Raw genomic sequence first — 21,972 nt, 5'->3', positions numbered from 1 at the left:
AAAAACAGTTTGCATTGCAAGACCGGTTCGAACGGTTTTATTTGGTAATTTTCTATTGATTTCCTTGTTTCGATTGATTCAATAGATTGGAACCACATTCTAAAAACAACAAAGCCGCGCACGTCATAACATTTCACAACAAATAAAAAAATACAGGCTGCGCAACGGCAAGCCTGTATTTTTTATCTTTTCATTTTGCAATACCGCTATTTCCCCTTCACATCAATCACCCACACTTCCGACTGCGAACCCAAGCGCAGCGGAATCCCCCAGAAACCGTAGCCGGACGTGACAAAAAAATGTCTTCCGCCGATTTCCTCGTAGCCGTAGGCAAGGCGGTAAAGCGTGCGCACAATCAGGTTTGCCGGCGCGATTTGACCGTTGTGGACATGACCGGAAACTTGAACGTCAATAGGCAGCTTGGCGTGCGCCTCGACTTCGGTCGGGCGGTGATCCATCAGCAAAACGGGCTGGTCGGTATTGTGGTTTTCCAGCAACTGAGAAACAGACGGACGGTCGTGGTCCACATCGTCGTTGCGGCCGACGAGCAGGAAAGCATCGTGTTGCAACACTTGGTTGCCGAGTACGGTAATGCCCGCCGCCTCAAGATCATGGCGGATGCGCGCGCTGTCGCCAAACATATCGTGATTGCCCAAAGTCGCGTAAACGCCCAACGGCGCTTTCAGACGACCCAGATGCGGCTGCATATTCTCTTTGCGGTAGGCATCGACGTTGTCGTCCATCAAATCGCCCGGCAATAGGATTAAATCGACTTTTTCGCGGTTCATGATGTCCACCAGCTTATCCAGTTGCCGCGCGCCGAACAAAATTCCCAAGTGCAGGTCGCTTGCCATGCCGATACGCAGCGGCTTATCCATTTTCTTATCGATCACGACGGTCTGATGACGGACAACGGGCGTATAGGCGTTGTACATCCCCAAGCCGACCAAACCTAATACGAACAGCGGCGCAAACAAGCGCAGGCTGCGCGACAGCGACCGACTGGCCACGAATTTGCGCAGCAGCAGGAACAGGACAAACGTCGCCAGTGCCGCATACATCACAAACAGCAGCAACACCATCCAAAACGCCATGATGCGGAACATAAAATGTCCCAATTCCAACAAAAGCCCCGCCAGCAGGCCGTTGGTCACGAAATACGACACCCCCATCAGCCAACGCCTGCCTGCCTTGCCGACCACCGGCGCGAACAGCCATTGCAACGAACGCCCCAGTCCGAACGTGAAAAGCTGGAGCAATACAATCATTATCAAAAACATCGTGCCAAACATAAAGCGAACCTGTTGAAAATCAAAAAACAAACGGCGGATTCTATCATATCCGCCCTTTCAGACGAGGTCGTCTGAAAACCTTAAGTGCTATAATACCGCCTGAAAAATCCAATAAACCGAAAAGGAAAGACAATGAACCGCCCGCAAACCGCCATCATCCCCGATCACGCCCAAGCCGGCATATTCATCGAAGCCGACATCCGCGACGGCCGCTACGACGACATCAAAACCGCCTGCCGAAGCTCGCTTGAAGCCTTGGCAACCCTCAAAACCCGCTTTCCCGAAGATATTTTAGGCATGACCATCGCCTTCGGCAGCGACGCATGGAAAGCGTTCGGACACGCAGAAGAAGGCAGCGAAATCAAGCCCTTCCCCGTCATGGGCAACGGTCTTGCCCCTGCGACCCAGCACGATATTTACATCCATATCCAAGCCTACCGCCAAAACGCCGCCTTCGCACTCGCCCAATCCGTCCTGGCCGCGTTCGGCGACAGCATCAGCGTTGCTACCGAAGAACACGGTTTACGCCTGTATGAAGAGCGCGGACTGGACGGCTTCGTCGATGGTACCGAAAACCCGCAAGGCGATGAAAACGTCCGCAATGTCGCCATTATCCCCGAAGGCCGACCCGATGCCGGCGGCAGCTACGTCCTACTGCAAAAATACCTGCACGACCTGAAAAAATGGGATGCCGTCCCCGTTGCTGAACAAGAAGCCAGCGTCAGCCGCAGCAAAGAAGCCAACGAAGAATTCAGCAAAGACGTTCGCCTGCCCGATTCGCATTTGGGCCGCGTCAACCTAAAAGAAAACGGCGTGGGTCTGAAAATCGTCCGCCGCAGCCTGCCCTTCGGCAAAATCAGCGGCGAACACGGCCTGATGTTTACCGCCTACTGCCACACCCTGCACAACATCGAAGTACAGCTTTTACATATGTTCGGCGATGCCGACGGCAAAACCGACCTGCTGCTCAAGCATCTTTCCACCGCCGTTTCCGGCGCATATTACTACGCCCCTTCGGTCGAGCGTTTGCAGGATTTGTAAAACCGCGTTGCCGATGTGAAATATTGAAGCCCTAAGACGAAAGGTCGTCTGAAAACTTGAGATTCAGGTTTTCAGACGACCTTTTTCATGACGTTTGTAGGAAATTCAATTATTATCCCCACCTGATTTCAAAGCTAATAATAAAAAGGGAAACAGTTTTGCTGAAATATTATGGATTGCCGTTTTGGGCAGTCGGCGTCATCGCTTCGTTCGCTTTGCCGTTTGTACCGCATTGGGGCGTGTGGCTGGCGGCGGCATTGGTTTTGCTGGCGGCTTCGCGGCGGTTTGCAGCGGCGGGAATGATGCTGTGTGTCCTGCTTGGCGCGGCTTACGGCGTGTTTCGGACGGAAGCGGCTTTGTCGGCGCAATGGCCGCTGAACGGGTCTTCGGAGTCGGTGTTGACGGTTGAAGTCGCAGATATGCCGCGCGGCGACGGGCGGCGGGTGCAGTTTGCGGCGAAGGCGTGGACGGAGGACGGGCGGCAGTTTGATTTATTGCTGTCGGATTATCAGAAACGCAATTGGGCGGTGGGCAGCCGCTGGAAGGTGTCGGCACGGCTCAAGCCGGTTATCGGCGAAGTGAACCTGCGCGGGCTGAACCGCGAGGCTTGGGCGTTGGCAAACGGTTTGGATGGTGCGGGTACGCTGGGCAAAGGCAGGAGCTTGGTTCGCGAGGGCGGCGGTGTCGGCTTGGCGGTGTGGCGCGATGCGGTCAGCCGCCGTTGGCAGGCTGTCGGGGCGGACAGCCCGGATTTTTCGGACGGTATCGGTCTGATGCGGGCTTTGAGCATAGGCGAACAATCGGCGTTGAGGCCCGAACTGTGGCAGGCGTTCCGACCTTTGGGCTTGACGCACTTGGTCAGCATTTCGGGGCTGCACGTTACGATGGTGGCGGTGTTGGCGGGTTGGCTGGTCAAACTGATTTTCAGACGACTGTCTTGGATACCGGCAAAACCGCGCGTGTGGATTTTGGCGGGCGGCGCGGCAGGGGCTTTGTTTTATGCGCTGCTGGCGGGTTTTTCCGTGCCGACGCAGCGCAGTGTTTTGATGTTGGCGGCGTTTGCCTGGGCTTGGTGGCGCGGCAGCCTGTCTTCGGGCTGGACGGCGTGGTGGCAGGCTTTGGCGGTGGTGTTGCTGCTCGATCCGTCGGCGGTTTTGGGCGTCGGCACTTGGCTGTCGTTCGGCTTGGTTGCCGCCTTAATTTGGGCTTCGGCAGGTCGTCTGAAAGAACGCGGCTGGCGTTTGGCTGTACGCGGACAATGGGCGGCGACGGTGTTGTCGGTGGTACTGCTGGGCTATATTTTTGCGTCGTTGCCCATCATCAGCCCTTTGGTCAATGCGGCGATGATTCCTTGGTTTTCTTGGGTGCTGACGCCGTTGGCGCTGCTGGGGTCGGTATTGCCGTTTGCGCCTTTGCAATGGGCGGCGGCAGGTTTGGCGGAATACACTTTGCGCGGCTTGGTTTGGCTGGCGGAGGTGTCGCCCGAATTTGCCGTAGCCGCCGCGCCTGTGCCGCTGTTGGTTTTGGCTTTTGCAGCGGCTTTGCTGTGGCTGTTGCCGCGAGGACTGGGTCTGCGGCCTTGGGCGTGTTTGGTGTTGGCTGGATTTGTGTTTTACCGCCCCGACCGTTTGGACGACGGGTTGGCGCGAATTACCGTGATGGATGCGGGACAGGGTTTGTCGGTGTTGGTACAGACGCGCGACCGCAACCTGCTGTTTGACACGGGTACGGCGCAGGCGGCGCAAACAGGCATCGTGCCAAGCCTGAACGCCATGGGCGTACGCCGTTTGGACACGCTGATTCTGTCGCATCACGACAGCGACCACGACGGCGGTTTGGACGCCGTTTCCGATATTGAAATCGGCGAAACGCTGGCGGGACAGCCTGAGTTTTATCCGAACGCAAAATTTTGCGCCGAAGCGCAATGGCAATGGGACGGCGTGGATTTCGAGTTATTGAGGTCGTCTGAAAACCCGGTCGGCGAAGACAATGACCGAAGCTGCGTCCTGCGCGTCGTTTCCGACGGACAGGCATTGCTGGTTACGGGCGATTTGGGCGTCAAAGGCGAAGCGGGGCTGGTAGAACGCTACGGCAGCTCGCTGTACAGCCAGGTTTTGATATTGGGACACCACGGCAGCAATACGGCTTCATCCGGCGGTTTCCTCAACACGGTCTCCCCCAAATACGCCGTCGCTTCCAGCGGCTACGCCAACGCCTACAAACACCCCACTCCCGCCGTCCAAAACCGCGTCCGCGCACACGGCGCGACTTTGTTGCGGACGGATTTGTCGGGTGCATTGGTATTTGAGCTGGGCGGCGATGAAGTCTTTAAAGGTCGTCTGAAAAAGGATAAGTTTTATTGGCAGAAAAAGCCGTTTGAGTAAACGTATTTGCCGAATGATAGAAACAGGTTTTCAGACGACCCCAAAGCCTCTATGCCGTAAAAATATAGTTATCCTTGCTTTATGTGAATCCAGTTGTGGATATATCGGATTAACGGTTGATACTAAAAGGAAAAATAAGACTGCCCAAAAAACAGGCAGGGGCGAAATAGAGATTTCAGACGACCTTCATCACGCGTTTGTGCATTATCCGTCTTCATTTACCGTCGCCCAAATGGCGGCGGTAAAACCGGTCAATATCCGCTATCGCTTTTTCATCATTCGGCCTCAAATCGATTTTCAAATCGGCAAGCCGTATCAGCATCAGGTCTTCTTGTTCCGCCACCGCGCAGCTGACTTCCTCGCTGCTGCGAAGATGCGCGATGAGTTCGTCCAACTGCCGCAGGGCGTTTTCGTAGGCGGCGTTTTGTTTGTCTTCTGCCATATGGATTCCGTTTCTCATAGACAATAAAAAATGGCGGGGAATCAATCCCGCCATTATTCTACGGCATAAGCCGCACGTTTAATTAAGCAGCCTGAATGTTAGCAGCTTGTTTGCCTTTAGGGCCGGTGGTTACGTCGAAAGACACGCGTTGGCCTTCTTTCAGGGTTTTGAAACCTTCCATGTTGATCGCTGAGAAGTGAGCGAACAGATCTTCGCCGCCTTCGTCAGGAGTGATGAAACCAAAACCTTTAGCGTCGTTAAACCATTTTACGATACCGGTTGCCATTAGAAACTTCCTATACTTAAAAATTAACAAAATCAGCAAAATAAGGCATACAGCAAACTTAAACGTTCAGCGTTTCTCCCTAGCTTTATATACTTGGTCGAGTGCCAGCTTCTGCTTAACCGTCTTTTTACATTTGTTAAGCCAAAACGTCAAGCCATACAAGGGAAAAAGTGCGAAAATGGCGGAAACCGACCAAAATACAACAGAAATCGAAATAAACCTTATAATCACTATATTTATAGATTCATTTGATATCAAACCTTTCACAAGGTCGTCTGAAAACAAATCCTCTTCCACAAAGCCAAAATATTTATGAACAACCCAAACACACATCACGAATCCGATACACTTTTAAGCGACCAAAAAACCGCCCCGCCGAAACGTTACGGCGTATTTTTGCTGAACGACGATTACACCACGATGGAATTTGTCGTCGAAATCCTGACCGAAATCTTCATGCTCGGACAGGAGCAGGCGGTGGCGGTGATGCTGTTGGTTCATCACGAAGGCAAAGGCTTGTGCGGCACTTACACACGGGACATCGCCCAAACCAAGCAGCAGCAGGTCATGCAGCGGGCAAAAGCCGAAGGGCATCCGCTGCAATGTATTGTCGAGGAGATTTAATATGCTTTCACCCGAATTGGAACAGATTTTGCAGCAGCTTTACCGCGAAGCGCGTAAGGCTCATTATGAATTCATCAGCCTCGAGCATCTGCTTTTGGTGTTAATCGAAGAAGACGCCTCCGTCCCCAACGTCCTCAAGCTCTGCGGCGCGGATTTGAAAGTGTTGTCCGAACAGCTCGCCGCCAGCGTTGCCGAAAATACCCCGCAGATTCCCGACCACCTTTTGGACACAGTCGAAACCCAGCCCACGCTCGGCTTCCAGCGCGTCATCCAGCGGGCGATGGTGCATACCCAATCCGCAGGCAAAGGCTTGGTCGAGCCTTTGGACGTTTTGGTGGCGCTGATGAGCGAAACCGACAGCCATGCCGTCTATTTCCTCAAACTGCAATCGGTTACGCGTTTTGAAGTTTTGCGCTGCATTGCCCACGGCGCAACCGAAGACGACGAACACAAAGGCTTTTCAGACGACCCCGACAATGATTCAGACGACCCCGTCGAATCGAAAAGCGGCTCGCTGTCGGACTACACCGTCAACCTCAACGCCGAAGTCAAAGCCGGCCGCATCGACCCCTTAATCGGCAGAAAACACGAAATGGAACGGCTGGTACAAATCCTGTGCCGTCGCCGCAAAAACAATCCGCTTTTGGTCGGCGAAGCAGGCGTGGGCAAAACCGCGCTGGCGGAAGGCTTGGCGCATCAAATCGTCAACGGCGACATTCCCGACGCGCTCAAAGATGCCGAAGTGTACGCGCTGGATATGGGCTCGCTTTTGGCGGGCACGAAATACCGCGGCGACTTTGAAGCGCGGGTCAAATCCGTCTTGAAACAGCTCGAAAAAATCCCGCACGCCATTTTGTTTATCGACGAAATCCATACCATCATCGGCGCGGGCAGCACCAGCGGCGGCACGATGGACGCGTCCAACCTGCTCAAACCCGCGTTGGCGAAAGGCTCGCTGCGCTGCATCGGCGCGACTACCTACGACGAATACCGCACCATTTTCGACAAAGACCACGCCCTAAGCCGCCGCTTCCAAAAAATCGACGTGGTCGAACCCACCGTCGCCGAAACCGTGCAAATCCTGCGCGGCTTGAAACCGATGTTCGAAGGTTTCCACCAAGTCCGCTACACGCAAGGCGCACTCGAAGCCGCCGCCGAACTCTCCGCCCGCTACATCAACGAGCGTTTCCTGCCTGACAAAGCCATCGACGTAATGGACGAAGCAGGCGCGGCGCAAAGGATTTTGCCCAAATCCAAACAGAAAAAAGTCATCGGCAAAGCGCAAATCGAAACCGTCATCGCCAAAGTCGCGCGGATTCCCGAAAAAACCGTGTCGCACGACGACAAACAAGTGCTGCAATTCCTCGGACGCGATCTGAAAAACATGGTTTACGGTCAGGAAAACGCCATCGACGCGCTGGTTGCCGCCGTCAAAATGTCGCGCTCCGGTCTCGCCCTGCCCGACAAACCCATAGGCAGCTTCCTCTTCTCCGGCCCGACCGGCGTCGGCAAAACCGAAGTTGCCAAACAGCTTGCCTACTCGATGGGCGTACCGCTGCAACGCTTCGACATGTCCGAATACATGGAGCCCCACGCCGTATCGCGCCTTATCGGTGCGCCGCCGGGCTACGTCGGCTTCGACCAGGGCGGCCTTTTGACCGAAGCCGCCAACAAACACCCGCACTGCGTGTTGCTCTTAGACGAAATCGAAAAAGCCCACCCCGACATTTTCAACGTCCTCCTGCAAGTCATGGACGCAGGCAAACTGACCGACAACAATGGCAAGAGTGCCGATTTCCGCAACGTCATCCTGATTATGACCACCAACGCAGGGGCGGAAAGCCTCAGCCGCCCCAGCCTCGGCTTTACCGCCAAGCGCGAACGCGGCGACGAAATGCAGGCAATCAACAAACTCTTCACGCCCGAGTTCCGCAACCGCTTGGACGCGATTATCCCGTTTGCGCCCTTGTCAGAACCCGTCATCGCCAAAGTCGTGGACAAATTCCTGCTCCAGCTCGAACACCAGCTCCTCGACAAAAAAGTCGAAGCCGAATTCACGCCGGCATTGCGCAAGTATCTGGCGGAAAAAGGTTTCGACCCGCAAATGGGCGCGCGCCCGATGCACCGCCTGATTCAGGAAAAAATCCGCAAACCGCTCGCCGACGAACTCCTGTTCGGCAAACTCGCCGACGGCGGCTTCGTGCGGATAGACTGGGATGCAGCGAAAGAAGAAGCCGTGTTGAAATTCAAGAAAAACAAAGCCAAACCTGAAGCAGCAGCGGTTTGACGGATAAAGGCAAAAGGTCGTCTGAAAACGAGATTTCTGTTTTCAGACGACCTTTTTCAATGGAATCGTTTAATTCCGCGAATGATGTTCGTCAACGATGTTTTTCAGGCGGATGTTGGCGACGTGGGTGTAGATTTGGGTGGTGTTGATGTTGGCGTGTCCGAGCATGAGTTGTACAGCGCGCAAATCGACGCCGTGATTGACGAGGTGGGTGGCGAAGGCGTGGCGCAGGCCGTGCGGGCTGAGCGAGGTGATGCCGGCGGTTTCGGCGTAGTTTTTGACAATCATCCACGCGAGTTGGCGGGAGATGCCGCTGCGTTTTTGGCTGACGAAGACTTCGTCGCAGATTTTGTTTTTGAGCAGTAGCGGGCGCGATTCGGCGCAATAGCGTTCAACCCAGTAAACGGCTTCTTCGCCCATAGGCACGATACGCAGTTTGTCGCCTTTGCCTATGGTGCGGATGCAGCCGCGGTTGAGGTCGAGGTCACCCAGTTGGAGCTTGACGGCTTCGGTTACGCGCAGACCTGTGGCGTACATGACTTCGAGCAGGGCTTTGTCGCGCAGGCCGTGCGGCGTGTCGGTATCGGGCGCGGCGAGCAGGTTTTCGATTTGCGCTTCGGTAATCAGGGTGGGCAGCTTTTGCGTCTGTTTCGGGGCTTTGAGGAAACGGGTCGGGTTGTCCGTCCGCTGCTCGGTCTCTTCCAACCAGGCGTATAGGCGTTTGCAGGCGGACAGGGCGCGCGCCTGCGAGCTGTGCTTTTCGTCCGCCGCATAGACGGCATCCGCCAAATCGGCGGCTTCGGCATCCAACCAAGTATGCCCGCCCGCTTCCAAACGCGCGGCGATTTTTTCCAAATCACGGCGGTAGCCTTGCAAGGTGTTATGGCTGAGACGGTCTTGCAGCCACAGCGATTCGAGCAGTTTGTCTATGAGTTCGTCGGTCATGAGGTTTTACGGGTAGTCCGAAGATGGGGTATCGCAAACATACTTAACTTTAAATCCGGCAGTCATCAAATTCCGTTATTCCGGCGCAGGCGGGAATAACGACAACCGTTAAGTTGCGTATCAAAAATAAAGTATAGTGGATTAAATTTAAATCAGGACAAAGCGATGAAACCGCAAGACAGTACAGACAGTACAGAAACCGATTCACTTGGTGCTTCAGCACCTTAGAGAATGTCTCTTTGAGCCAAGGCGAGGCAACGCCGTACTGGTTTAAAGTTAATCCACTATAAATCAGGACAGGCAACCCTGCCCTGATTGACGACCTTTTGCTGCATTACGGTTTATCGGGACAGCGTTTCCAACACTTCCTGCGCGTGTCCGGCGACTTTGACTTTGCGCCATTCGTGGATGATTTCGCCGTTTGCGTCCAATACGAATGTGCTGCGTTCAATACCCAAAGACTCTTTGCCGTACAGTTTTTTCAGCTTGATCACGTCAAACATTTTGCACACGGTTTCGTCTTTGTCGCTCAACAATTCAAAATTGAAACCTTGTTTAGCACAGAAATTCTGATGCGATTTCACGCCGTCGCGCGAGATGCCGACGACGGTATAGCCGAGTTCTTTGAATTGCGGCAAACGGGCGTTGAAATCCAAGCCTTCGGTGGTGCAGCCGGGCGTGCTGTCTTTGGGGTAGAAATAAACAATCAGCGGCAGATGTTCGGCAGAATCGAAGTCGTTGCCGCTGCTTGAGGGCAAAGTGAATCGGTATTGGGTCATGATGTCTCCTTTCAGACGACCTAAGACGGAAACGTAGTAGCGGGCAAGGAAATAAAATGAATCCCCAACATAGCCGCTTCGGCGTTTCACCACAATCTTGCAAACTGCGTCAGCATTCGCTCAAATTCAGATAATTGCGCGTTCCCTGCAAATCGTTCAGCGCATTGAGCAACAGTTGGAAATGTTCGTCATTGCCTTGCAAGTCCAACTCGTCAGCATTGACGGTCAGCAACGGGGAATTTTGATAAAGGTGGAAAAACTGGCTGTATCCCTCGTGTATCCGCCCCAAATAGCCTTCGGGGAAAAGATTGATGATGCCGTCGCCGCGTTTTTGCAGGCGTTTGCGGTTGCCGTCCACGGCGGTTTGCAGGTAAATCACCAAATCGGGCGCGGGATACTGCGGCAGGATTTTTTGTTTCAAATCGGCGAAGAGCTGCTGCTCGTCTTCATTCAACACGACCGGCGTGAAAATCCGGTCTTTTTCCAACAGGAAATCGGCGACCACCATGCCGCCTTGTGCGTATTCGTTTTTGATGATGTCCACGCTTTCGGCTCGGCGCATCAGGAAAAAAAGCTCGGTTGCCAAGCCGTGATGGGAGGCGTTGGCGTAAAACTTCATGAGGAAGGGGTTGTGTTCGGGGTTTTCCGCCAGCGACAGCGCGCTGAAATGTTCTGCAAGGCGGCGGCTCAAGGCGTTTTTCCCGCTGCCGATGGAGCCTTCGACGACAATATAACGGTAGTTCATGGTTTGATGGATGATTTTGTTTTGATATTTTGGAAAGGTGGCATTTTATCAGACCGACGGAGTTTGCCCAAACCTGCCGCCGTCCTTCTTGAAAGGTCGTCTGAAAAAGGAAACTTCCAAGCCATTTCCCTTTTCAGACGACCTCTTAAACCTAGTTGCTTCAAATATAAACTTTGACACGCGATTGAAGCAAACAGATGTTTTTATTTCACCGTCTTGCTTCAAACGGCTTCTAACAGGCGTATTCCTTCATCGCCCAAAGCGGCCGCCAAATCCGCCGCCCGTCCGTGTCCGCCCAAAACAAAATCGGGCAGGATTTCTGCCAGCGGCTTCATCACAAAACTGCGTTCGTGCGCGCGCGGATGCGGCAGGGTCAGATGCGGATCGTTGCTGGAAATGCCGTCAAAATCGATGATGTCCAGATCCAATGTGCGCGGGGCGTTTCGGAACGTGCGTTCCCGCCCGAAATCCGATTCGATGCGGTTCAACACGGCAAGCAGCGAAACGCCGTCTAATGAAGTGCGGACGGAACAAACGGCATTGACGAAATCAGGCTGCTCGTCGTAGCCGACTGGCGCGGTCACATACAGCGAGGAAGTTTTTTCGATTTGAATCTGCGAATGCGCCTCCAGCGTGGATAAAGCGGCGCGGACTTGGCGGTCGGGTTCGGCAAGGTTGCTGCCCAAGGCGATGACGGCAAAATGGGTTTGCGGCATGTTCAGACGACCTCTTTAAAACGGCAGCGTTTTGGTTTTGGCAAGATAGACGATGCAGCCGACGCAGGCCATTGCCAAAACATAAACGGTATAAAACTTCGGCGAACGCGGACGGGCGCGCATCATGACCATGCCCAGCCCGATGTAAACCAGCAGCAGCAGGATTTTGCTGCCAAGCCAGGGCGCGTTGAAGGGCGAAAAGTGGGTAATCTTCATCAGCCACAAGCCGGTAAAGAGCAGCATGGTGTCGTTGAGATGGGGAAGGGCTTTCCAGAATCCCGCCAAAGGTTTGTCGGGATGCCGCCAAAGCAGGAAGAAGCGGATATTGAACACCAAAATGGTGATGGTAACGAAAATCTGATGGCTGTATTTTACAAACAGATATTGCATAGCGGTCGCACGTTATTGTTTTTGAAAGAAGCGCCTATTCTACCCCAAACATTCATTCTTGACGTAACTTTTCAAACGCCAACAAATACGGCGGGCGGTTGCGGCGGTTGATAAAGCCATAACGCAAAACGGCAAATTCATCCTGCGGCAGCTGCCGCGCCCAATCTTCGATTGCCTGCGCTTCATGCTGCCCCGCCTCATGTCCTGGGTATAAGACGGCAACCGCCAGCCCGCCCGTTTTCAGCAATGACAAGGCAGATGCCAACGCGCGGATACTGGTTGCTGCTTTTGTCGTACAGCTTTTATCGCCGCCGGGCAACCAGCCGAAATTGAATACCGCCGCATCCAGCGGTTCCCGGATATGGGAGGCAAGGTTTTCATGTCCGTCCAATATCAGTTCCACCCTATCCGCCATGCCGGCTTCTTCCAAGCGCATTCGGGTGTTTGCCAATGCCTGCTCTTGAACGTCAAACGCCCACACTTTCCCGCCGCTGCCGATCGAACGCGCCAGCATCAGCGTATCGTTGCCGTTTCCCGCCGTACCGTCCAAAGCGCGGGCATCGGGTTTTAAGGCTTGTTTGAGAAGCGAGTGTGCAAAAGGGAGGATGTTTTCGAGCCGCATAAGATGAAACCGTACAGAGGTCGTCTGAAAATAAAAATACCTTACCGGCCAAGCGGTAAGGTATCAGAATCGATTAATGCGTTACATACATTATTCGGCAGGTTGTTGCACGGTCTCAACTTGAACCGGAGCAGCCGCAGCGGCTTGGGGTTTGTTCTCGTGTTGCAGGCTCACGGCACGGGCAGGAACGATCGTTGAGATGGCGTGTTTATAAACCATTTGGGTAACGGAAGTATTACGCAGCAGAACGACGTATTGGTCAAACGACTCGACTTGGCCTTGCAGTTTGATACCGTTGACCAGATAAATCGAAACCGGAACGTGCTCTTTACGCAACGCATTCAAAAAAGGATCTTGTAACATTTGTCCTTTAGCTGTCATATTCTAAGCTCCATTATTATGATTTTGAAATCGTTTTGAAAACGAACATGTGTCGGATTGTAGACCCGAACGAGAAAAATTACCAACTATTTTTCCGTAAGAATATGCAAACCTCTATCAAACAACGGGCTTTCAAACGATTTTTTACCCGAACGTGTTATACAAATCATTTTAATACAAACGATTTTTACCATAGGGAACAGATTGGCAGATTTGGATTTTCAGACGACCTTGTTACTGAATAAAACCTTTCGGTTACAACATCTTATCAAACCATCTTCAAGATGGATTTACCTCCAACCGCCCTATTCGTCCCGACTGCAATCTAAAAGGGGCACACCTCGCGGCACGCCCCTTGTTCCGTCAGATTTATTTGCTGTACTGTTTTTTCACACTGACTTTGGTTTTCTTTTTAAAACGGTTTTTCTCTTCCTTGCGGCCTTCACGTTTCTCGATGCGGTTGCTCAGGCTGACGCGGCGCAGCGGTTTTTTCTTCGGTTTGTCTTCCGCATTTTCATACGGATTTTCCGAAACATTGTATTGAATCCGCAACGGCGTACCTTGCAGGTTGAAGGCTTTGCGGAACGTCTGGGTCAGGTAGCGCGTATAGCTGTCGGAAATCGCGTGCAGCGAATTGCCGTGCACCACAATCACGGGCGGGTTCATGCCGCCTTGGTGGGCATAACGCATTTTCGGGCGCACCAAACCTGCGCGCGGCGGCTGTTGGCGTTCGATGGCGCTTTGCAGGACGCGGGTGATTTTCGGCGTTGGCATCTTAATCATGGCGGCGTTGTAGGCTGCCTGAATGCTGTCGAACAATCCGTCGATACCGCGTTCTTTCAATGCGGAAATGAAGTGGAACTTGGCAAAATCGAGGAAATATAGTTTGCGGGAAATGTCGCGTTTAATCTGCTCGCGCCGCTCTTCGCTGATACCGTCCCATTTATTGACGGCAACCACCAGCGCACGCCCTGCTTCCAAGGCGAAACCGGCAATCGTGGCATCTTGGTCGGCGATGTCCTGCTGCGCGTCCAACACCAAAACGGCAACGTTTGCCGCTTCAACCGCCTGCATGGCTTTGATAACGGAGAACTTTTCCACCGCTTCATCAACTTTGCCGCGACGTCGAACGCCTGCGGTATCGATGATGGTAAACGGTTTGCCTTCGCGTTCAAAATCAATGTGGATGCTGTCGCGCGTCGTGCCTGCCATATCGAAGGCAATCACGCGCTCTTCGCCGAGAATGGCGTTAACCAGCGTGGATTTGCCGACATTCGGACGACCGATAACGGCAAAAACGGGATGTTTTACATCAGCTTCTTCGGCTTCAGGCTCAGGGAAGTTTTCTAAAATTTCTTCAATCAGGTAATACACGCCGTCGCCGTGCGCACCGGAAATAACGTGCGGCTCGCCCAATGCCAACTCGTAAAACTCGGCGGCAAGCACGGCTCTGTTGCCGCCCTCGCCTTTGTTTACCGCCAGATAAACGGGGCGCGGGCTTTGGCGCAGGCGGTCGGCAATGATTTTGTCTTGCGGGGTCAGACCGGTGCGGCCGTCCACCAAGAACACGACGGCGTCGGCTTCATCGACAGCCTGCAAGGTCTGCTTCGCCATTTCGTGCAAAATCCCGCTGTCCACAACCGGCTCAAAACCGCCGGTATCGATGACGAGATAAGGTTTGCTGCCGATTTTGCCGTGTCCGTAATGGCGGTCGCGGGTCAGGCCGGGCAGGTCGTGCACAAGCGCGTCTTTGGTGCGCGTCAGGCGGTTGAACAAGGTGGATTTGCCGACATTCGGGCGGCCGACAAGGGCGATGGTGGGTTTCATGATAGGGTCTTTCTGTGTCAAGTGTCGGTTCGGAAGCGAACCTGCAACACGAGCAGGTGTTTTTCAAAACACGGTAGGTTAAAAAGGATAAGGGGTCGTCTGAAAATAGATTCAACAGAACAATGGCTTGAGCTGGAATTTCCGTCCCATACAGCCATCTTCGACTTGGGGAACTTGCCTGCGCTTATCAACTACAAATACGGTATGGCAAGTTTCATCCGGCCATAGTTAATGGATTTTACGCAATGAAAAAGATCATCTTAACATCACTATGCATTTTTCTCCCTGTGAATTTCGGGATTGGCTTATTGTTTGGCGTTTATCAAACAGACCGACCACTCAAAATCATAGTCTCATTAATTATCAGCACGCTCTTTTATATCGTACCTATGTATTTTCTACTCAAACGCAAAGCCAAATAATCTGCCTTTTCAGACGACCTGTTCGGCGAATCTTGTCCCTGCATGATACGTCTTCAAACAAAAGGTCGTCTGAAAATATAGTGGAACACAATTAAAACAGACAAGGCTTGCCGGAAAGATTCCGACAAGCCGCATACGTCTTTCAATTTTTCAGACGACCTTATTTTTGCGAATCCAGCTTCATTTGCAGCAATTCGCGTTCAATAGCTTCTTTAGGCAGCTTTTCCAAAGCCTGCTGATAGCTTTGCACGGCTTCTTTGGTTTTGTTTTGCGCGGCATAAACATCGCCTTTCGCTTCCAAAAGCAGCGGCTCGAAATCGGCTTCAACTTTCGTATTCAAGGCTGCAATCGCGGCATCGTATTTTTTCTGCTGCAACAGGACGATACCCAAACGCTGCGCCGCCAATGCTTGAACCAGCGGGGCTTTTTGGTTTTTCAACACCCAGTTCAGATGACCTTCCGCCACATCGTAACGGCGGGCATCATATTCGGTCGCAGCCGCCATCAGCGTCGCTTGCGCGGCGGCAATGGAGTCCGGGTAATTTTGCTGGAGGTTGGTCAAATCGGCATTCACTTCGGCTTGCGAGGCTTTTGCCTGCATTTTATCGACGATTTTCGCCAATACTTCGGCAGCTTCCTGACTTTGCGAGGTTTTATGGCTCTTATACATGGTATAGCCCAAATAGCCCAACGCCGCCGCAATCAGCAGGGCAAACAGCCATCGGCCGGTACTTTTCCAAAAGTATTTAAAATTGTCTAATTCTTGTTGTTCTTCGAGATGGGCTGCCATTTATGCATTCTTCCATTGTTGTAAAGTGTGGATTAAATCGTCGGCGGCGACGGTTTGCTGGCCGTGTGCGCCGTTCATGTCTTTAAGCGTAACCATACCGTTCGCCAATTCGTCTTGCGCGACAATCAGAGCAAAGCGCGCGCCGCTGTTGTCGGCTTTTTTCATTTGCGCTTTCAGGCTTTGATAGCCGGAATGCTGCATCACGTTGAAACCTTGTACGCGTAAGGCTTGTGCGTATTTCATCACTTGCAAATCCGCATCCTCGCCCTGATGCATGGCGTACACGTCAGGCGCGGCATTGACTTCCAGCGAACCATATTCGCTAACCAGCAGCAGCAAACGCTCGATACCCATTGCAAAACCGATAGACGGCGCAGGCTTGCCGCCGAGTTCTTCAATCAAACCGTCGTAACGGCCGCCGCCGCACACCGTCGCCTGCGCGCCGAGTTTGTCGGTCGTCCATTCAAAAACGGTTTGGTTGTAATAATCCAAGCCGCGCACCAGTCGCGGATTTTCGATGTATTGAATGCCCAAGCCTTCCAGCATGGCTTTGAAACGGCTGTAATGATTGCGCGATTCCTCACCCAGATAATCGGTCAGATGCGGCGCGGCATTGCAGATTTCCTGCAAATCGGGATTTTTGGAATCCAAAACGCGCAACGGATTGGTTTTCAGACGACGTTTGCTGTCTTCGTCCAATTTGTCTTCATAACGGGTCAGATATTCGACCAAAGCCGCACGGTGCGCCGCACGTTCTTCGCGGTTGCCCAAGCTGTTGATTTCCAAAGTTAGGTAATCGCGGATACCCAGCTTGTCCCACAAATCCGCCGACATCGCGATGATTTCCGCGTCGATGTCCGGGCCTTCAAAACCCAACGCCTCGATACCGACCTGATGAAACTGGCGGTAGCGTCCTTTTTGCGGACGCTCGCGGCGGAACATCGGACCCATGTACCACAGCTTTTGCGGGCTGTTGTACAACAGATTGTGTTCGACCACCGCACGCAGGCAGGATGCCGTACCTTCCGGCCGCAGGCTCAGGCTCAAAGAATCGTTGGAATCGGAAAAAGTGTACATTTCCTTACCGACCACATCAGTTTCTTCGCCGATGGAACGGACAAACAAACCCGTCTGCTCGACAATCGGCGTACGGATTTGCTGATAACCATAAGCACGCGTCCAACGGCCGACCACATCTTCAAACGCCTGCCAAAACGCAGCGGTCAGCTTGAAATCTTTTTGTTCGACGGGCAAAAGGTCGTTCATGCCTTTGACGGATTGGATTTTTTGTGCCATTTCAAATAGGGATACCGTAATCAAAATAGTCGGCAATTATAGCTGATTTTTAAGGAGTTGTGAGGTTTCGGCGATGAAGGATTTGGGCTAAAAGGTCGTCTGAAAACCGGTGTGGCAATTTTTCAGACGACCCCATATATTCCAAGCAGCCGAAATGCGGCAAGGATGACATTGTAGCCTTTTTATTTTGTTTTAAGTGGATTCACTTTAAACCAGTACGACGTTACCTCGCCTTAGTTCAAAGAGAACGATTCCTCTAAGGTGCTGAAGCACCAAAGTGAATCGGTTCTGTACTGTCTGTACTGTGCGGCTTCGTCGCCTTGTCCTGATTTAAATTTAATCCACTATACTATACAATCCCATCATCCTTACCCAACCACCCGCCCAAACCGTGAAAATCCTCATCCTCGGCAGCGGACAGGTCGGCTCGACCGTCGCGCAAAACCTCGCCTCCGTTTCCAGCAACGACGTTACCGTTATCGACATCGACGAAAAAGCCCTGCAACACATCGGCAGCCGCCTCGACGTCCAAACCATACTCGGCAACGGCGCATCCCCGTTTATCCTCGAACAGGCGGGCGCGGCAGATTCCGACCTCCTGCTCGCCCTGACCCGCAGCGACGAAACCAACATCGTCGCCTGCAAAATCGCCGCCGACCTCTTCAATATCCCCAGCCGCATCGCCCGCGTGCGTTCCAGCGAATATCTGGAATACCCCTACCCCGAAAACGACGATACGGAAAACGGCAGCCTTACCGTCTTCGACATCACCGAAACCATCAGTCCCGAACAGCTCGTTACCGAACAGCTCGTCGGACTGCTCAGCTACACCAGCGCATTGCAGGTATTGAGGTTTGCCGGCAACAAAGTCCGCATGGTCATCGTACAGGCTCGTAAAGGCGGGCTGCTCGTCAACCGTGAAATCGCCGACATCAACCAACACCTCCCCGAAGGCGCGGACTGCCAAATCTGCGCCATATACCGCAACAACCGCCTCATCGTCCCCACACCGCAAACCGTCATTATCGAAGGCGACGAGGTACTTTTTGCCGCCGACATCAGCAGTGTCAACATCATCATGCGCGAACTGCGCCCCAAAGAAGCGTGCACCCGCCGCATCATGATTGCCGGCGGCGGCAACATCGGCTACCGCCTTGCCAAGCAGCTCGAATCCAAATACGACATCAAAATCGTCGAACACAACCCCCGCCGCGCCGAGTGGCTCGCCGAAAACCTCGACAACACCCTCGTCCTGCAAGGCAGTGCCACCGACGAAACGCTGCTGGACGAAGAATACATCGACGAAATCGACGTATTCTGCGCCTTGACCAACGACGACGAAAACAACATCATGTCCAGCCTGTTGGCGAAAAACCTCGGTGCCAAACGCGTCGTCACCATTGTCAACCGCTCCAGCTACGTCGATTTGCTCGAAGGCAACAAAATCGACATCGTCGTGTCGCCGCACCTCATCACCATCGGCTCCATTCTCGCCCATATCCGCCGAGGCGACATTGTTGCCGTCCACCCCCTCAGACGCGGCACTGCCGAAGCCATCGAAGTCGTCGTCCACGGCGACAAAAACACTTCCGCCATCGTCGGCAGGCGCATCAGCGGCATCAAATGGCCGGGCGACTGCTACATCGCCGCCATCGTCCGTGCCGAAACGAGCGAAGTCATCATGGGACACCACACCGACACCATTGTCCAAGACGGCGACCACATCATCTTCTTCGTCTCCCGCCGCCGCGTCCTGCCCGAGCTTGAAAAACTCATCCAAGTCAAAATGGGCTTTTTCGGCTGACACCGTCAAAGGTCGTCTGAAACCTGTTGCAGCAAAGTCAGAACCTTTTTTCAACTTCATTGAAGCCGCGCTTTCAGACGACCCGACACAAATTACCCAACATCATCCGTTTCCACATCCGATACCCAAAGGAAAATCCATGTTACGCCCCATCCTTGCCGCCCTCGTGCTCGCAACCGCCCTGCCCGCCGCAGCCGAAACCGACACCCTTCATTACAACATGATCGAATTTGCAGAATCTGCCAATCTCGAAATAACCCGCGACACCATGACCGCCTACTTCAGCATTGCTTCCGAAGGCAAAGACCGCGCTACGGTGAACAAAGCGTTTCAGAAAAAATTCAACGATTTCAACAAAGCCGTACAAAACAACAAACTCCAAACCGAAATCCTCAACCGCAGCGCCAGCCCGCGCTATGAATACAACAACAACGGCAAACGCATCCAAACAGGTTGGGAAGAAGAAGCCGTGTTCAAAGTCGAAAGCAAAGACTTTGACGCCATCAACCGCCTGATTGACGAAACGCTGCAAACTGCCACGCTCAACCGCATCGGCTTCAGCATATCCAAAGAAAAACGCGAAGCTGCCGTAGATCAAGTCAGCAAAGCCGCCATCCTGCGCTTCAAAGACCGCGCGCAAGACTTAGCGAAAACGCTCGGTTTTTCCAACTACAAAATCGTCAAACTCAATTTAGGCCACATCGGCAACCGCTCCATAGACAACGGTTTCGCCCGCGCCAAAATGATGAATGCCGAAGCTGCCATGTTCAAGCGTTCGGCAAGCGACGAAAACAACGCTATCCAAGCCCCTTCTCCCGGCTCAGAAGAAATCAGCATTACAGTCAACGGCTTGGTGCAGATGTAAAACGCTCTTCCAACAAAAAGGTCGTCTGAAACCCAAACCGGTTTTCAGACGACCTTTTTCTATTTCAACAATCAAGCCAAGCTGACTTCCAAGTTGTCAATCAGACGCGTCGTTCCCAAGCGAGCGGCAGCGAGGACGACGAGGGCTTTGTCGCCGGTGCGTGCGACGGCGAGGCTTTCGGCATGGCGGATTTCGACGTAATCAACCACCCAGCCCGCTTCGGTCAGGCGGCGGACGGTTTCTGTTTCCAGACCGACGTAATCGAGATTGCCGTTTTTGAGTTCGGCAGCGACGCGTTGCAATTCGCGGTACAAGCGCGGGGCTTCGGCGCGTTCGGCTTCACTGAGGTATTGGTTGCGGCTGGAAAGCGCTAGCCCGTCGGGAGCGCGGCCGGTATCGACGGGAACGATGTCGATATTGAAATTCAGGTCTTCGACAAAGCCTTTGATAATCGCCAACTGCTGATAGTCTTTTTTGCCGAAGCAGGCGGTATCGGGTTGGACGATGTTGAAAAGTTTGCTGACGACAGTAGCGACACCGCGGAAATGACCGGGGCGGAATTTGCCGCACAATTCGTTTTGGAGGTTGGGCGGTTCGACGTTGAAACGTTGCTCGACATTGGGATACAGCTCTTTTTCGTCGGGCGCGAACACGACGGCTATGCCTTCGTTGGCGAGTTTGTCGGCGTCTTGCTGCAAGGTGCGCGGGTATTTGTCGAAATCCTCGCCCTGTCCGAATTGTAGGCGGTTGACGAATATGCTGACTACGACGTTGTCGGCGCGTTTTTTGGCTTCGCGAACAAGGGCGAGATGGCCTTCGTGCAGATTGCCCATAGTCGGCACAAAGGCAACGCTGCCTGCGTTTTTGCGCCATTCGCGTAATTCTTTAATGGTATGAATGATTTGCATGGTGGAAAATGTCCTTTATCTTTTTCGGGATTGCGGCGCGCAGCCACTATGTTTTGTCAGCCCGAAAATCACGCGCCGATTATACGCTGGGAACACGGACAAACAAAGGTCGTCTGAAATTCGGTTTTCACGATGAAAACCTTTTCAGACGACCTTTTTCAGTTGAGGGTATCAAGCAAACGAATGTTCCGCAGCGGGAAAGGTTTTGGCTTTGACTTCATGGACATACGCTTCAACGGCGGTTTGGATGCTGTCTTTGCCCTGCATGAAGTTTTTGACGAATTTGGCGGTTTTGCCCGGAAAAATGCCGAGCATATCGTGCATGACCAAAACTTGTCCGTCGCAATCCACACCTGCGCCAATACCGATGGTCGGGCAAGAGACGGTTTCGGTTACTTTTTTCGCCAATTCCGCCGGCACGCATTCCATCAATACGATGGCAGCACCCGCTTGGTCGTGTGCTTTCGCATCTGCCAACAAGGCTTCCGCCTTATCGCCCCGCCCCTGCACTTTATATCCGCCAAACGCAAACACGGACTGCGGAGTCAAGCCGATATGGGCGCAGACGGGAATGCCGCGCATTTGCAGGAATTCGGTGGTTTCCGCCATCCAAACGCCGCCTTCGAGTTTGACCATATGCGCGCCCGCCGCCATCAGTTCGGCAGCGGCGGCAAACGCCTGTTCTTTACTCTGCTGATACGCACCAAAAGGCAAGTCGCTGACAATCATCGCGTTTTCCGTACCGCGCGCGACGTTTTCGGTGTGGTAACACATATCGCGCAGGCTGACGGGCAGCGTGGATTTGCGCCCCTGCACGGTCATGCCCAAGGAATCGCCCACCAGCAAAACATCGACTCCGGCGTTATCCATCAACGCGGCAAAGCTGGATTCATAGGCGGTCAGCATGGCGATTTTTTCGCCTTCTGCCTTCATCTTTTGCAGTGTGTTCACAGTAATCATTAGAATGTATTCCGCCTTTTTCAGACGACCTTTTAGATTAAAACGGGCTATTATAGTGAAATGCCCGCCGCCCTGCCACCCGAACGGCAAACGCAAAACAGCCCGACTGCTTTCACAATCGGGCTGTTTGATTGGTGCCGGCACCAAGAGTCGAACTCGGGACCCC

General features: G+C 53.2%; 21 protein-coding genes. 6 read left to right on the top strand and 15 right to left on the bottom strand.

Features of this window, described 5'->3' with window-relative positions:
- Nucleotides 1-206: 206 nt before the first annotated feature.
- Nucleotides 207-1,292 (bottom strand): metallophosphoesterase, encoded by a 1,086-nt coding sequence (locus tag HMPREF2726_RS12065; protein ID WP_070603493.1) that lies wholly within the window; start codon nt 1,290-1,292, stop codon nt 207-209.
- Nucleotides 1,293-1,424: 132 nt separating this feature from the next.
- Between HMPREF2726_RS12065 and HMPREF2726_RS12060 the strand changes: the two genes are divergently transcribed.
- Together HMPREF2726_RS12060 and HMPREF2726_RS12055 are read left to right on the top strand one after the other, a co-directional pair.
- Nucleotides 1,425-2,333, top strand: coding sequence for a Dyp-type peroxidase (locus HMPREF2726_RS12060; RefSeq protein ID WP_070603491.1), 909 nt, complete (start codon nt 1,425-1,427; stop codon nt 2,331-2,333).
- A gap of 158 nt (nt 2,334-2,491) precedes the next feature.
- The gene (locus HMPREF2726_RS12055; RefSeq protein WP_009311926.1) at nt 2,492-4,717 is read left to right on the top strand and encodes a DNA internalization-related competence protein ComEC/Rec2; all 2,226 of its coding nucleotides are present in this window, start codon (nt 2,492-2,494) and stop codon (nt 4,715-4,717) included.
- 214 nt (nt 4,718-4,931) lie between these two features.
- Here HMPREF2726_RS12055 and HMPREF2726_RS12050 read toward each other — a convergent pair whose 3' ends face one another.
- Both HMPREF2726_RS12050 and HMPREF2726_RS12045 read right to left on the bottom strand, forming a co-directional pair.
- Nucleotides 4,932-5,159: a branched-chain amino acid ABC transporter gene (locus HMPREF2726_RS12050; RefSeq protein ID WP_070603489.1), complete on the bottom strand. Its 228-nt coding sequence runs from the start codon at nt 5,157-5,159 to the stop codon at nt 4,932-4,934.
- A gap of 82 nt (nt 5,160-5,241) precedes the next feature.
- Nucleotides 5,242-5,445, bottom strand: a complete 204-nt coding sequence (locus HMPREF2726_RS12045; RefSeq protein ID WP_002217533.1) for a cold-shock protein — start codon at nt 5,443-5,445, stop codon at nt 5,242-5,244.
- A gap of 312 nt (nt 5,446-5,757) precedes the next feature.
- Here HMPREF2726_RS12045 and clpS point away from each other — a divergent pair, with 312 nt between their 5' ends.
- Together clpS and clpA are read left to right on the top strand one after the other, a co-directional pair.
- A complete protein-coding gene (gene clpS / locus HMPREF2726_RS12035) occupies nt 5,758-6,069 on the top strand; it encodes an ATP-dependent Clp protease adapter ClpS (RefSeq protein ID WP_003755322.1) in 312 nt (103 codons plus the stop codon).
- 1 nt (nt 6,070) lies between these two features.
- Nucleotides 6,071-8,356, top strand: a complete 2,286-nt coding sequence (gene clpA, locus HMPREF2726_RS12030) for an ATP-dependent Clp protease ATP-binding subunit ClpA (RefSeq protein ID WP_009311929.1) — start codon at nt 6,071-6,073, stop codon at nt 8,354-8,356.
- A gap of 69 nt (nt 8,357-8,425) precedes the next feature.
- Here clpA and xerD read toward each other — a convergent pair whose 3' ends face one another.
- From xerD to hisS, 10 genes are all read right to left on the bottom strand, one after another.
- Nucleotides 8,426-9,301: a site-specific tyrosine recombinase XerD gene (gene xerD, locus HMPREF2726_RS12025; RefSeq protein ID WP_009311931.1), complete on the bottom strand. Its 876-nt coding sequence runs from the start codon at nt 9,299-9,301 to the stop codon at nt 8,426-8,428.
- Nucleotides 9,302-9,642: 341 nt separating this feature from the next.
- Entirely contained in the window at nt 9,643-10,080 is a 438-nt protein-coding gene (locus tag HMPREF2726_RS12020) for a peroxiredoxin (protein ID WP_003742666.1), read from the bottom strand.
- Nucleotides 10,081-10,189: 109 nt separating this feature from the next.
- Nucleotides 10,190-10,825 carry a deoxynucleoside kinase gene (locus HMPREF2726_RS12015; RefSeq protein ID WP_070603484.1) on the bottom strand — a complete coding sequence of 212 codons (636 nt, stop codon included), beginning with the start codon at nt 10,823-10,825 and terminating at the stop codon, nt 10,190-10,192.
- A gap of 221 nt (nt 10,826-11,046) precedes the next feature.
- Complete coding sequence (gene folK / locus HMPREF2726_RS12010) at nt 11,047-11,541, bottom strand: 2-amino-4-hydroxy-6-hydroxymethyldihydropteridine diphosphokinase (protein WP_009311935.1); 495 nt, start codon at nt 11,539-11,541, stop codon at nt 11,047-11,049.
- Nucleotides 11,542-11,556: 15 nt separating this feature from the next.
- Nucleotides 11,557-11,931, bottom strand: coding sequence for a SirB2 family protein (locus HMPREF2726_RS12005; RefSeq protein ID WP_003742658.1), 375 nt, complete (start codon nt 11,929-11,931; stop codon nt 11,557-11,559).
- 52 nt (nt 11,932-11,983) lie between these two features.
- Nucleotides 11,984-12,553, bottom strand: a complete 570-nt coding sequence (locus HMPREF2726_RS12000) for a tRNA 5-(aminomethyl)-2-thiouridylate-methyltransferase MnmM (RefSeq protein ID WP_009311937.1) — start codon at nt 12,551-12,553, stop codon at nt 11,984-11,986.
- Between the two features lie 90 nt (nt 12,554-12,643).
- On the bottom strand, nt 12,644-12,934 hold the full coding sequence (gene hfq, locus HMPREF2726_RS11995) for an RNA chaperone Hfq (RefSeq protein WP_003755341.1): 291 nt from the start codon (nt 12,932-12,934) through the stop codon (nt 12,644-12,646).
- Nucleotides 12,935-13,303: 369 nt separating this feature from the next.
- Entirely contained in the window at nt 13,304-14,761 is a 1,458-nt protein-coding gene (gene der, locus HMPREF2726_RS11990; RefSeq protein WP_009311940.1) for a ribosome biogenesis GTPase Der, read from the bottom strand.
- A 582-nt stretch (nt 14,762-15,343) separates the two neighbouring features.
- Nucleotides 15,344-15,973 carry a YfgM family protein gene (locus tag HMPREF2726_RS11985; protein WP_070603482.1) on the bottom strand — a complete coding sequence of 210 codons (630 nt, stop codon included), beginning with the start codon at nt 15,971-15,973 and terminating at the stop codon, nt 15,344-15,346.
- The gene (gene hisS / locus HMPREF2726_RS11980; RefSeq protein WP_009311946.1) at nt 15,974-17,269 is read right to left on the bottom strand and encodes a histidine--tRNA ligase; all 1,296 of its coding nucleotides are present in this window, start codon (nt 17,267-17,269) and stop codon (nt 15,974-15,976) included. It abuts the gene before it with no gap.
- A 391-nt stretch (nt 17,270-17,660) separates the two neighbouring features.
- Here hisS and trkA point away from each other — a divergent pair, with 391 nt between their 5' ends.
- Complete coding sequence (gene trkA / locus HMPREF2726_RS11975) at nt 17,661-19,073, top strand: Trk system potassium transporter TrkA (protein WP_070603480.1); 1,413 nt, start codon at nt 17,661-17,663, stop codon at nt 19,071-19,073.
- 139 nt (nt 19,074-19,212) lie between these two features.
- Nucleotides 19,213-19,938, top strand: coding sequence for an SIMPL domain-containing protein (locus HMPREF2726_RS11970; protein WP_009311950.1), 726 nt, complete (start codon nt 19,213-19,215; stop codon nt 19,936-19,938).
- A gap of 71 nt (nt 19,939-20,009) precedes the next feature.
- Here the strand turns inward: HMPREF2726_RS11970 and panC are convergent, their stop codons facing one another.
- A complete protein-coding gene (gene panC / locus HMPREF2726_RS11965; RefSeq protein WP_070441704.1) occupies nt 20,010-20,846 on the bottom strand; it encodes a pantoate--beta-alanine ligase in 837 nt (278 codons plus the stop codon).
- 171 nt (nt 20,847-21,017) lie between these two features.
- Nucleotides 21,018-21,806 carry a 3-methyl-2-oxobutanoate hydroxymethyltransferase gene (gene panB / locus HMPREF2726_RS11960; protein WP_070603478.1) on the bottom strand — a complete coding sequence of 263 codons (789 nt, stop codon included), beginning with the start codon at nt 21,804-21,806 and terminating at the stop codon, nt 21,018-21,020.
- Between the last annotated feature and the right edge of the window lie 166 nt (nt 21,807-21,972).

It is taken from the genome of Neisseria sp. HMSC074B07, assembly GCF_001810355.1.
Taxonomy (GTDB): Bacteria; Pseudomonadota; Gammaproteobacteria; order Burkholderiales; family Neisseriaceae; genus Neisseria.
The sequence above is the reverse complement of the archived record's forward strand: the minus strand, read 5'-3'. Positions and strand labels throughout refer to the sequence as shown.